11 protein-coding genes are annotated in these 12,776 nt (G+C 53.6%); all 11 read left to right on the top strand.

Annotation, left to right across the window (positions count from 1 at the left end; all coding sequences use genetic code 11):
• Positions 1-31 precede the first annotated feature (31 nt).
• The 11 genes from ERD78_RS14110 (at position 32) to ERD78_RS14160 (ending at position 12,771) form a co-directional block, all read left to right on the top strand.
• The gene (locus ERD78_RS14110; RefSeq protein ID WP_129969958.1) at positions 32-1,327 is read left to right on the top strand and encodes an O-antigen ligase family protein; all 1,296 of its coding nucleotides are present in this window, start codon (positions 32-34) and stop codon (positions 1,325-1,327) included.
• A gap of 14 nt (positions 1,328-1,341) precedes the next feature.
• The gene (gene galE, locus ERD78_RS14115; protein ID WP_129969959.1) at positions 1,342-2,358 is read left to right on the top strand and encodes a UDP-glucose 4-epimerase GalE; all 1,017 of its coding nucleotides are present in this window, start codon (positions 1,342-1,344) and stop codon (positions 2,356-2,358) included.
• A 386-nt stretch (positions 2,359-2,744) separates the two neighbouring features.
• Positions 2,745-3,743 (top strand): UDP-N-acetylglucosamine 4,6-dehydratase (inverting), encoded by a 999-nt coding sequence (gene pseB, locus ERD78_RS14120; RefSeq protein ID WP_129969960.1) that lies wholly within the window; start codon positions 2,745-2,747, stop codon positions 3,741-3,743.
• Position 3,744: 1 nt separating this feature from the next.
• On the top strand, positions 3,745-4,905 hold the full coding sequence (pseC, locus tag ERD78_RS14125; protein WP_129969961.1) for a UDP-4-amino-4,6-dideoxy-N-acetyl-beta-L-altrosamine transaminase: 1,161 nt from the start codon (positions 3,745-3,747) through the stop codon (positions 4,903-4,905).
• Positions 4,902-5,606: a pseudaminic acid cytidylyltransferase gene (pseF, locus tag ERD78_RS14130; RefSeq protein WP_129969962.1), complete on the top strand. Its 705-nt coding sequence runs from the start codon at positions 4,902-4,904 to the stop codon at positions 5,604-5,606. Before pseC ends, pseF begins: the two co-directional genes overlap by 4 nt.
• A 12-nt stretch (positions 5,607-5,618) precedes the next feature.
• Positions 5,619-6,719, top strand: coding sequence for a UDP-2,4-diacetamido-2,4,6-trideoxy-beta-L-altropyranose hydrolase (gene pseG, locus ERD78_RS14135; protein WP_129969963.1), 1,101 nt, complete (start codon positions 5,619-5,621; stop codon positions 6,717-6,719).
• Between the two features lie 75 nt (positions 6,720-6,794).
• On the top strand, positions 6,795-7,841 hold the full coding sequence (gene pseI / locus ERD78_RS14140) for a pseudaminic acid synthase (RefSeq protein ID WP_129969964.1): 1,047 nt from the start codon (positions 6,795-6,797) through the stop codon (positions 7,839-7,841).
• An 11-nt stretch (positions 7,842-7,852) separates the two neighbouring features.
• Positions 7,853-8,464, top strand: coding sequence for a UDP-4-amino-4,6-dideoxy-N-acetyl-beta-L-altrosamine N-acetyltransferase (gene pseH / locus ERD78_RS14145; protein WP_129969965.1), 612 nt, complete (start codon positions 7,853-7,855; stop codon positions 8,462-8,464).
• A 689-nt stretch (positions 8,465-9,153) separates the two neighbouring features.
• Positions 9,154-10,395, top strand: coding sequence for an exopolysaccharide biosynthesis polyprenyl glycosylphosphotransferase (locus tag ERD78_RS14150; RefSeq protein WP_167668940.1), 1,242 nt, complete (start codon positions 9,154-9,156; stop codon positions 10,393-10,395).
• A gap of 25 nt (positions 10,396-10,420) precedes the next feature.
• Positions 10,421-11,836 (top strand): UDP-glucose dehydrogenase family protein, encoded by a 1,416-nt coding sequence (locus ERD78_RS14155; RefSeq protein ID WP_129970138.1) that lies wholly within the window; start codon positions 10,421-10,423, stop codon positions 11,834-11,836.
• A complete protein-coding gene (locus tag ERD78_RS14160; protein WP_129969967.1) occupies positions 11,833-12,771 on the top strand; it encodes a UDP-glucuronic acid decarboxylase family protein in 939 nt (312 codons plus the stop codon). The genes ERD78_RS14155 and ERD78_RS14160 overlap by 4 nt, the downstream gene beginning before the upstream one ends.
• Positions 12,772-12,776: the final 5 nt, after the last annotated feature.

The following is a 12,776-nucleotide window of genomic DNA, read 5'->3' on the forward strand; positions in this document are numbered from 1 at the left end:
TGAATAATTATGTTACATAGTACATGTTTTGATGAAATTGTATTTGATGCGATCCTTCGTAACACGTTTATCAGCAATGATGGATAACAGGGCACTGTCCTTGGTTGTCTCACTCGCCTGTTTTCAATTTTTCGCCGCGATTATCTCGATACCACGAGCCTATGCCGTGGGAACGGCGGTCCTGCTTCTCTGTAGTCTGCTGCACCTTGCGAAAGGGCGGCATGCACCCTTATGCAAGTGGGACAAGGCGCTGATAGGCGTCCTCATGTTCATATTTTTCACGGGACTCTTCACCTGGGCGTATCACGGGAACTCCTGGGCCAGCTTCGACCTAACAACTCGCTACTTGCTGGCGATCCCGATCTTTCTCATGCTAATGGCTGTTCCCCCCAAGCAGGCGTGGATTTGGGGCGGATTTGTTGCCGGCAGTGTTTCTGGCTTGGCTGTTGCCTTATGGGAAACGCAAATACTCGATATCCGGCGTGCTGATGGCTTCACCGGTGGCATTCAGTTCGGCGACTTGGGCCTTATGATGGCGGTCTTTTGCGCAGCGGGCCTTTCCTGGGCTCGCTCATTGCCCAGGCACTCCACGGGCTGGGTCGTAGCTTTGGCGATCGGCATCGCCTCCGGCGCGGGGAGTTCCATCATGTCGGGCACCAGGGGGGGGTGGGTAGCCTTGCCCGCGATAGTCCTGGTTTTTCTGGCCGCTTATATCAGGCGCGATAACCTGCTGAAGCTCGTGGCGGTGCTGGCGGTGCTTGTCGCAGGTATGGCCATACTGGCGGTTTCGGTGCCCATGGTGCAGACCAGGTACGAACATGCCTTGGTGGATATTCGAAAGTTTGAGCATGGCAATCCGAATTCGTCTTTGGGCGCGCGTTTTGCCATGTGGGAATCGCTCATGATAATAATTCCGCAAAAACCACTGCTTGGCTGGAGCGACGAAGCCTACAAGGACGAACAGCAGCGCCTGATTGCCGAAGGCACAGTTCCTCCCATTGTGGGTAAGCTGGCCAACACCCATAATACTTTTCTGGAACTGTGGGTTCATTATGGATTGCTGGGACTGCTTTCAGTTATCGCCTTGTTTGTCGTGAGTTTCTTCATGTTTGCAGGAAAACTAAGAGACGATAGCGCGGCTGTGCGGGCAAGCGCTATTGCAGGAATGCAACTGACATTATGCTATGCGATTTTTTCCCAGACCCAAATAATGCTGGGGCGAAATAATACCTTGCTATTTTTTATTTTGGCCTTGCTTATATTCTGGGTAATGCTGCGTTCTGGCTCCGCTGCGGATGGCAGGCATCCGCTGGGCATTAATAGTTGATGTCGAGGTAATAATTGCAAAATAATAAAACGGTTCTTGTTACCGGAGGCACGGGCTATATAGGAAGCCATGCTGTTGTCGAATTAATTGAATCCGGCTACAGGGTAATAGTGCTTGATAACCTGTCCAACAGCCGTGATACGGTTATTGATTCTATTTTCACGATTACCGGAGTTGTTCCCGAATTCATTCTTGGAGATATTAGAAACGGCGCTCTGCTGGATTCTGTGTTCAAGTCCCATTCGATTGATGCGGTTATGCATTTTGCCGGGTTAAAGGCTGTTGGCGAATCAACTGAAATCCCTCTGGCCTATTACGATAACAATGTAAATGGAACGATTCAGATTTTGAACGCGATGAAGGCGGCGGGTGTTCGCAGTTTCATCTTTTCATCCTCGGCCACGGTGTATGGGCATCCGGAGTGGCTACCTCTGACCGAGAGCCATCCTCGCCGGGCAACCAACCCATATGGGAACACCAAACTGATGGTGGAAGGAATTCTGGAAGACCTGGCAGCATGTGATAATGAATGGCGTATCGCCTGCCTACGTTACTTCAACCCCGTGGGAGCCCATGGTACCGGCCTGATTGGCGAGTCGCCTGCAGGGTTGCCGAATAATCTGATGCCTTATGTGGCGCAGGTTGCGTCGGGGCGGCGACCGACGCTGTATGTTTTTGGCAACGACTATGATACGGCCGATGGTACCGGCGTACGAGATTACGTGCATGTTGTGGATTTGGCGAAAGGCCATGTCAATGCATTGGCGTATTGTGAACGCAACGCGGGACGGATGCTGGCTGTCAACCTTGGCACCGGCGTCGGCTATTCCGTCCTTGAAATGATACAGGCCTTCGAGCAAGTCAGCGGGAAACCAGTTCCATATAAAGTGGTCTCCCGCCGAGAGGGCGATGTGGCGGCTTGCTGGGCCGACGTGGCCTTGGCTGAAAGCCTGTTGAAGTGGAAAGCAGAGAGAGGGGTTCGACAGATGTGCGAAGATGCCTGGCGATGGGAAAGGAATTTTGAAAACTAGGACATTCTATCTACGCCTTGCATGCCGCCCGATTTATTGCCGGAGATTCTCGTTGATTAATTGATGGGCCTGGCCGTTATGTCCGGCTTTTAATCCGACTTCTGGCGTAATTATTTTATCGGCTAGGCGGCAGGCATATTCGTATATTTATCCGCCATGTGTTTGTAAGAGAGTGAAAGCATTATGGTGCGGATGGCCCGATTTTGGCCTGGATGAATCATAAGGTAACAATGGCGTCGCTTTGCAGTCGAAGGGTCATGTGCAGGGGTTCTATCGTTAAAATGTAGGGTTTGGATCGCTCCTCTTGGTGGCAAGCGGAGCTTGGAATATCGGTGCCGAGATGGATGCGGCATTCTGGAAAGATGAAGAATTGAAGGAAGCTTTTAATGCTCACAGGTAAAACACTGCTGATAACCGGCGGAACAGGATCATTTGGAAACACATTCGTTCCCATGACCTTGGCCAAATACAACCCGAAGAAGATCATCATTCTTTCCAGGGATGAAATGAAGCAGTGGGAAATGGCTAAAAAATACAGCAACGATGCACGCGTTCGTTTTTTCATCGGCGATGTGCGCGACAGGGATCGGCTGTATCGTGCGCTGGATGGAGTCGATTATGTGGTGCATGCCGCGGCAACAAAAATTGTGCCGACTGCGGAATACAATCCCTTCGAATGCGTAAAAACCAATATAAATGGCGCAATGAATCTGATCGACGCCTGCATCGACAAAAAAGTAAAGCGGGTCGTGGCACTATCCACCGACAAGGCCAGCAGCCCGATCAATCTGTATGGCGCCACCAAGCTGGCATCCGACAAGCTGTTTGTTGCCGGGAACGCCTATTCCGGGGAACATGGCACGCGGTTCTCGGTGGTGCGCTACGGAAATGTGATGGGATCGCGGGGTTCCGTGATTCCCTTTTTCATGTCGGTCAAGAATACTGGGGTGCTTCCCATTACCGACCCGCGCATGACCCGGTTCATGATTTCTCTGGAACAAGGCGTGGAACTGGTGTGGCATGCGTTCGAGGACATGGTTGGCGGCGAAATTTACGTGAAAAAGATCCCCTCCATGAAAGTAACGGATCTGGCGCGGGTCGTGGCCCCAGAAGCCCGGCAAGACGTCGTTGGCATCCGACCAGGCGAGAAGCTGCACGAGCAGATGATAGGGGCTGAGGATGCTTACTATACATACGAATATGACGAGCATTACAAGATACTGCCGGCCATCAATGGATGGTGCGATTCTGCTGAACGAATCAAGGAGGGCCGCAAGGTGCCTGAGTCTTTTGTCTATTCGAGCGACAACAACCCGGAATGGATGACGGATACGCAATTACAGGACTGGATTGACGCCAACATCGAGAAGATAGGAAACATCTAAAATGATTCCGTATGGACGCCAGGACATCACGCAAGATGACATTGACGCCGTGGTTAAGGTCCTGCAATCGGATTTCCTCACCCAAGGGCCGGAAGTCCCTCGTTTTGAGCAAAGCCTTGCCGGTCTGGTCGGTGCCCGCCATGCCGTTGCGGTAAACAGTGCTACTTCCGCGTTGCACATTGCCTGCCTCGCCTTGGGCCTGGGCGAGGGAGACTGGCTCTGGACCACGCCGATCACATTTGTCGCTTCTGCAAATTGCGGGTTGTATTGTGGCGCCAAGGTCGACTTTGTTGATATCGATCCTCGCTCATATAACATTTGTCCCGTTGCGCTGGAACGCAAGCTTAAAGCCGCTGAGGAATCCGGCAACTTGCCGAAAGTTGTTGTCGCCGTGCACCTGTGCGGGCAGCCTTGCGACCTTGAGGCAATTCATGCGCTCTCCCGGCGCTATGGATTCAAGCTCATTGAAGACGCGTCGCATGCGGTAGGTGGGAAATATCGGGACGAATATATTGGAAACTGCCGTTACAGCGATGTCACAATTTTCAGCTTTCATCCGGTAAAGATAATAACGACCGCGGAAGGGGGCATGGCTCTGACCAACGATGATCAGTTGGCCGCAAGCATGGACAGGCTGAGAAGCCATGGTATCACCCGGGATGCGGGTGCAATGACGCATGCGCCGGACGGCCCATGGTACTACCAGCAAATTGGGCTCGGTTTTAACTATCGGATGACGGAGTTGCAGGCCGCGTTGGGCAGTGCCCAGTTGGCTCGTCTTGATAAGTATGTCGCGGCAAGGCATGCGCTGGCGGACCGTTATAACAGTCTTCTTGCGTCATTGCCGTTGACGCTTCCGTGGCAGCATCCCGATTCATATTCGGGCATGCATTTGTATGTCATTCGCCTGAAGCTTGAGAAAATAAAGTCATCTCATCTTCAGGTTTTCGAATCCTTGCGCCGCCAAGGAATCGGGGTCAATCTCCATTACATTCCGGTGCATACCCAGCCCTATTACCAGCGCCATAGTCCGGCGAGCGGCGCCCTACCCGAAGCCGAAGCATATTATGCGGAAGCAATCAGCCTGCCCTTGTTCGCTACGATGACCCACGCGCAGCAGGACGAGGTGGTCGCTGCCTTGACATCGGCCTTGCACCAATGAACCTGGCTGTTATTCCGGCACGCGGTGGAAGCAAGAGAATTTCCCGGAAGAACATCAGGGAATTCTGTGGCAAGCCTATGATTGCGTGGTCCATAGAGGCCGCGCAATCCAGCGGCTGCTTCGACAGGGTCGTCATATCGACCGATGATGAGGAAATCGCTGAAGTGGCGTCCAGCTTGGGTGCGGAAGTGCCTTTTATGCGCCCGGATGCACTGTCGGACGATCAAACAGGCACGCTTCCCGTGATTGCGCATGCCATAGAACAGAGCTGCCTGGGAGGAAGCCTGCCCGAGTTTGTTTGCTGCATCTACGCAACTGCGCCATTCATTCAGGGCGAGGATGTCTTGCGGGGCTTGAACATGTTGCGGGAGCAGGATGCCGAGTATGTTTTCTCCGCCACAAGCTATGAGTTTCCGATATGGCGTGCGATCAAGCTATCCAAAAAAGGGAATGTTGAGATGTTCTATCCGGAACACTTCAACACCAGGTCACAGGATCTGGAGGAAGCCTATCATGATGCCGGACAGTTTTATTGGGGGCGAACCAGTGCATGGCTGGCGCAGCGCCAGTTGTTCACCCCGCGCTCGTTGGCCATTACGCTGCCGAGGAGCAGGGTTCAGGATATTGATACTTCCGAGGACTGGGAGCGCGCGGAAGCGATGTTCAGGGCGCTCGCCAGCGTGCGTCGCGCTGACGGCTAGCGCTGATCACCTATGAGGATTGCGTTTAGAGTAGATGCGTCGGTCGAGATCGGCACCGGCCATGTTATGAGATGCCTGACCCTGGCAGATGCGTTGAGAAGCCATGGCGTCGAGTCTGAGTTCATCTGCCGTCCTCATCGCGGACACTTGGGTGCCCTCGTGCAAAGCAGAGGGCATTGCTTGCGCTGGTTGCCACAGGCGAGCACCGCCAGTTCGGAGGGCGAGGAGGGCGAAGTTCTTGCGCATTCCTCATGGCTTGGCTGTTCATGGCGCCAGGATGCGGAGGATACGCTGGCGGTCTTGAAACAGAGGCGTCCGGACTGGCTAATCATCGATCATTATGCGATTGATATCCGCTGGGAGCGTATGGCGCGGCCATTATGTGGCAGCCTCATGGTGATCGACGATCTGGCAGATCGCCATCACGATGCGGATGTCTTGCTTGATCAGAACTGGCATGGGGATGCGCAGGCGTGCAGGTATAGGGCTTTGGTGCCTGGCCGGTGCCGGACTTTGCTGGGGCCCCGCTACGCTCTGCTGTCCTCAGAGTATCAGTTGCTGAGAAACTTGATGCCTCCGCGCGATGGCGTGGTCAAGCGGGTGTTATTGTTCTTTGGAGGCGGCGATCCCAGCAATGTCACCGGGAAAGTTCTGGACGCCCTTTGCCGCCCCGAGTTCGGGCATCTGGCGCTGGATATCGTTTTGGGCGTCAACCATCCGTGTCCTGATACGATACGCGTACAGGCGGCGCATAGGGGCGAGGCTGTTGTCCACCAGGGTTTGCCGTCACTTGCCGGACTGATGTGCAGGGCGGATCTCATGATCAGCGCGGGAGGCTCGACATCATGGGAACGCATGTGTCTGGGGCTGCCGGGCGTGGTAATTGCTGTTGCTGATAATCAGGTGGGGGCTAACGAAGCCTTGTCGTGGGCCGGATACATCAGTTTTCTTGGGCATCTGGATGATCTGCAGATGCAGGTCTTGATGCAGTCCGTGATGGAGGCCATCAAGTCCGGCGAGCGGTTGAGGGAGCAGTCCAGGCGCTGCCAGGCGCTCGTTCCTGGCGACGGGGCGGAGCGCGTGTTTTGCGCTTTGCTGAATGCCGACTCCTAGATCAAGGTGGTACGGGCGGGCGCGGCAGCGGACAGGTCCGTGATACCGATGAAATAGTACGTAAAGGAATAATGGGTGACTTTTAAAATCGAAGGCAGCAGTATCGGGGTGGGGCATCCTCCATACATCATTGCCGAGCTTTCCGCCAATCACAACGGCTCGCTTGATCGCGCTCTGGCGACCATAGACGCCGCGAAGGCAGCGGGCGCCAATGCCATAAAGCTTCAAACCTACTCCGCCGACACAATGACCATAGATTGTGACCGGGAGGATTTCAAAATCAAGGGCGGCCTCTGGGATGGCTATACCCTGTACGATCTATATAAATGGGCGGAAACGCCGTTCGAGTGGCATCTTGAAATGTTCGCCCATGCTCGCCGGGCCGGAATCACGGTGTTTTCCACGCCATTCGATGAAACTGCGGTGGATTTGCTGGAAGATCTGAATAGTCCCGCATATAAGATCGCCTCCTTTGAGATCGTCGATATTCCGTTAATTCGGTATGTGGCAAGCACCGGCAAACCGATGATCATGTCCACAGGAATGGCGACGGAGGAAGAGATTGCGGAGGCCGTTGATGCGGCGCGCGGGGCAGGTTGCAAGGACTTGGTGCTGCTGCATTGCATTAGCAGTTACCCTGCGCCAATCGATCAGGCCAACCTGGCGCAGATGCCGGCATTGGCAGCCAGGTTCAAGACCATCCCGGGACTTTCGGATCACACCATGGGAACCACCGCCTCAGTGGCCGCGGTTGCGTTGGGGGCGTGTGTCATTGAAAAGCATTTCACGCTGAGCAGAAAGGATAAAGGGCCTGACAGCGAATTTTCATTGGAGCCGTCCGAGCTGAAGACGCTGTGCGAGGATGCCTACGCTGCCTGGCAATCGGTGGGGAATGCGGGTTTCAGCCGGCCGTCTGCAGAGCAGAGCAACAAGTCGTTCCGGCGTTCCATTGTCTTTGTCCGGGATGTGCCCGCCGGCAGCACGGTCGGCGAGGCGGACATAAAGCGCATTCGGCCTGGCATAGGACTCGCGCCCAAATTCTATGACGCGCTGATCGGTCGGCGGCTGAAAAGAGCTGTCGCTCGCGGCGAGCCAGCCAGTTGGGATTTGTTCGAGGATTAGGACAGCTAACAATGAACCCAGGAAAAGAGAGTGACGCGCGGCGGCAGATAGTGCTTAAAAGGCTCGTATTATGTGATGCAACGCAGCAAAGTCATGTCAGGCATATTCGGAATCAGCATGCGGTGCGCAAGGCAATGTACACGGATCACATCATTTCGGAAAAAGAGCATCGTAATTGGCTTGACGGTCTAAATACTGATGCGAGGCAGATTGTATTTGCGGTATTGGGTGGCGACCCCATGCCGATTGGTATTGTGAGTATTACCGCCCTTGACACCTTGCATCGAAAATCCGATTGGGCATTTTATCTGGATGAAAAGGAGCGGGGAGGTTTGGGGGCGGCTCTTGAATATGCGCTGATTGAATACGCATTTAATGATTTGAGTCTTGAGAAACTGAATTGTGAAGTGCTTGAGATAAATGACGTAGTAGTCAAGATGCACAAGAAGTTTGCTTTTGAGGAAGAGGGCCTGAGGCGCTCAAATATCGAGAAGGATGGGCGGCGTGTTGGTGTGGTGCTTCTGGGATTGACGCGGGAAGACTGGCTCGCCAATAGGCAGAAAGTACGGAGCAAATATGACGCAATATTGAATAGATTTTCCGTAAGTATTGTGACGTCATAAATAATTCAACCGTGCCAGCCTGCCGTGGGCATCGCCGAGCCTCGGCCAAGCGCTTTGGGGCCGGTTCACAATCCGCGCTATGCCATTCCATCCCCTCTCTTCCCTTTGTAATGCCGTAGTCAACCTGCGTGCCGCCTCGGGATTAAGGTATCCATAGGCTGTTGTGAGGTGCCGGGTTGTGTGCCGGCTTTGCTCATGCCTGATGAGTCTGGCGCTCGCTCGGCCCTCTCATCATGCCTTCCCTGGTGGTTTGAAAACAACACCGTACAGCGCAGATCTTGAATTTTCGTAAGTATGAGCGGCGCACGAAGCACTTCTTAACATCAGTTGCGCGCCTGCGGCGATTTTGTAACCCGCTTTTCGTATAATGTTGGGTAACCGCTGAAGGCGCATAGATGCTGTCTTCGGGCATCACTGACACTTCACTGGAGCATATGTGGATGGCGTGCGGCAGGACGACTTCGGCGTAGACGAAACAAGCCTGCTGGACCTTATGTTGGCTGTTTGGGGGGTTACGCAGTGGCCGTAACGGACGCATTATTGGACTGATCCCCGATACTATTTTCCGTCCTGGCCGCCGTCTTACAGCGCAGCGCAACGAGGCAACACCGCGTTGAGGTTGCCAGCCGCAAATTCATCCGCCTTCCCTTCCATCAATGAGCGCTTTACCTAATAGACGTTTTCACCGCTTGTACGAACAGATACTGCTGTCGCCGTGGTTCTCACTGACGCTCGGGTGGTTGGTTTCGGTGGCGCTTCCAATCAGCATCTATTCGGGATGGGTCGGTGGCGAGACATTCTTCAATAGCGGCCAGAAAAGCGCCACTGTGGTCACGACAATTGCATTCCTGATCTCTCACTCGGCTGTACGCAGATTGCGTGCAACCTATCCCGGCGGGCGCTCAGGCTACTTCATTGCGCCGCAGGTTATTGCGATTTTTGTGTTCCTATCGCTGATCGCCTTGCTGCTTCGCATCGACATTTCCCGCCTCATCCTTGTTTCCTGTGGCTTCATGGCCCTGCTATGGTTCCATTGCGAATATCTGGCCACATTCAAATACCGACGCTTGAAAATCGCTCTGATTCCAGGAGGTGAGGCTGATCAGTTGAGGAGCCTGCCCGACATCGATGCGCGGGAGATAGAGAACGAAGAATTGGGAGGCAAGCGCTTTGATGCAGTTGTAGCGGATTTTGAGGCGTTGGATGACGATACCGAGCGTTTTCTGACGCAGTGTGCGCTGAATCGCATAGCCGTTTACGATGCCAGAGCGGTGTATGAGTCGGTGACCGGCCGTGTTCGAATAAATCGCATGTCGGAGAACAGCATAGGCTCGCTGTTGCCTGGTCCAATGTATGAACGGGTAAAGCTGATCATGGATTTGCTGATTGTTTTCCTGTCACTGCCCATTGTTCTACCCATATGCCTCGCCACGGCAATGCTGATAAAAATGGAAAGCCCTGGCCCCGTCATATTCAAGCAGGCGCGCATCGGGCGTGGAAACCGTGAATTCGTGATCTATAAGTTCCGCAGCATGAGGGTGGATGATAAATGCCACCCCCAATTTGCCGGGGAGAATGACCCAAGAATTACGAAGGTAGGCAGGTTGATTCGAAAGCTGAGAATAGATGAGTTGCCGCAGTTCATGAACATCTTAAAAGGTGACATGAGTCTGGTCGGGCCTCGGCCGGAACAGCCATTGTTTGTCGAAGAGTTCAACCGGAAAATTCCATTCTATAGCTACCGGCATGTCGTCAAGCCCGGAATAACAGGTTGGGCTCAAGTGCGGCACGGCTACGCGGCAAATGCGGATGAAACGCAGATAAAAATAGAGCACGATTTCTACTATATAAAGCATTGCTCACTATATCTTGACATGCTTGTTTTACTTCTGACTATCAAAACTATGTTGACAGGGTTTGGCGCACGTTAAAGGCGCTGCAGACCGGGAGAGTTCATTGAATATAACCTTAATCGGCTCAGGCTACGTGGGACTAGTTACCGGCACATGCTTTGCTGAGCTGGGAAATCAAGTGGTGTGCCTTGACGTCGATAAGCGGAAAATTGACCTGCTTAATTCGGGTGGTGTGCCTATCTATGAGCCGGGCCTCCAGGAACTAATTGCTCGCAACGCCGCGGCTGGGAGGTTGCGCTTTACTACTGATGTGCAGGATGCAGTGGCGCATGGCGACGTGTTGTTTATTGCCGTCGGCACGCCTCCCGATGAAGATGGATCGGCCGACCTGAAGCATGTGTTGGCAGTGGCTCGCGATATCGGCCGCTGGATGCAAGGCTTCAAGATCGTTGTGAATAAATCGACGGTTCCCGTGGGCACTGCGGATAAGGTGGCGCAGGCCATTTCAGCCGAGCTTGAAGCGCGCGGCCATTCTCCAAATCAGGCTGGACCGCAGGACGGGAATATTCCAAGCTTTGCCGTGGTTTCCAACCCCGAATTCTTGAAGGAAGGGGCAGCGGTGGAGGATTTCATGCGTCCGGACCGCATTGTGATTGGGGTGCCCGGCTCCGAAGCGGGAAACAGGGCCCGCGAGGCCATGCGGGTGCTCTATGCGCCGTTCAATCGCAATCATGATCGGACCTATTTCATGGATGTCCGGTCAGCGGAATTTACCAAATACGCAGCCAACTCCATGCTTGCCAGCCGTATCAGTTTTATGAATGAACTGGCGAATCTAGCGGAGCAGGTTGGCGCGGATATCGAGATGGTCAGGCACGGAATAGGCTCGGATCCCAGAATCGGGTTTAACTTTCTGTATGCCGGCGTAGGTTTTGGAGGTTCATGCTTTCCCAAGGATATACAGGCCTTGATCAAGATTGGCCAGGAGCACAACAGCCGCCTGCGGATTCTTGAGGCGGTAAATGAGGTCAACGACAGGCAAAAGCTCGTCCTCACAGACAAGATTATCAGGCGCTTCGGTGATTCGCTTAAAGGGCGGCATTTTGCGCTCTGGGGCTTGGCATTCAAGCCAAATACCGACGATATGCGTGAAGCGCCAAGCCGCGCCATTATCAAGGCCTTGGTCGAGCGCGGCGCAACGATATGCGCCTATGACCCGATAGCCACTGAGGTGGCCAAACAATGCCTGGCGCAGGACTTCGCTGCAGCCCCCGAGCTCCTCAAGGCCATCACATACAGCGATTCGCACTTCGAGGCGCTGAACAGCGCGGATGCGCTCGTGATAGTTACAGACTGGAAATCATTCAAAAGCCCGGATTTCTCAGAGGTTAAAGCCAGACTTTCCGAGCCATTGCTTTTCGATGGTCGGAACTTATATGAGCCTGAAGCGATGGCAGAGCTTGGTATTGAATATTATGGCATTGGACGGTCGAATGGCCATCAGGAGTCTTTGACATGAAAAAAATTCTAGTCACGGGGGGCGCGGGTTTTCTCGGCTCGCATCTATGCGAGCGCTTGCTGGCGCAGGGGCACGATGTGCTTTGCGTGGACAATTACTATACAGGCAGCAAGCAGAATATCCAGCATTTACTACCGAATCCTCGTTTTGAGATCATGCGGCACGATGTCACGTTTCCTCTGTATGTAGAGGTCGACGAAATATACAATCTCGCATGCCCCGCGTCGCCGGTACATTATCAGCACGATCCAGTTCAGACCACCAAGACCAGTGTTCACGGAGCAATCAACATGCTGGGCTTGGCAAAGAGAGTGGGTGCGAGGATTTTGCAGGCATCAACCAGTGAAGTGTATGGCGACCCAGAAATTCATCCGCAACAGGAAACCTATTGGGGCAAGGTAAATCCTATTGGCATCCGAAGCTGCTACGATGAAGGAAAGCGCTGCGCGGAGACGTTGTTCTTCGATTATCAGCGGCAACATGACCTGGCTATCAAGGTTGTTCGCATTTTTAATACCTATGGTCCTCGCATGCATCCCAATGATGGGCGGGTGGTCTCAAATTTCATTGTTCAGGCCTTGGAGGGCCGCGATATCACCATCTACGGAGATGGATCGCAGACAAGAAGCTTTTGCTATGTGGACGATCTGGTTGAGGCTATTATCAGAATGATGGATACCCCCAGAGATTTCCATGGCCCGGTGAATATCGGGAACCCTCACGAGTTCACGATCCGGGAACTGGCTGAGGCTGTGCTTAGAAAGGTTGGCTCTTCAAGCAAGATGATCTTCCTCGATCTTCCCCAAGACGATCCAAAACAACGTCGGCCTGACATATCCTTGGCCAAGCAAAAACTGGATAACTGGGGCCCCACCATCGAGCTGGATGAAGGGCTGGATCGCACGATCGAGTACTTTCGGCAGCTACGTACGTAGTCCAT

It is taken from the genome of Allopusillimonas soli (genome assembly GCF_004153445.1).
Lineage (GTDB): Bacteria > Pseudomonadota > Gammaproteobacteria > Burkholderiales > Burkholderiaceae_B > Allopusillimonas > Allopusillimonas soli.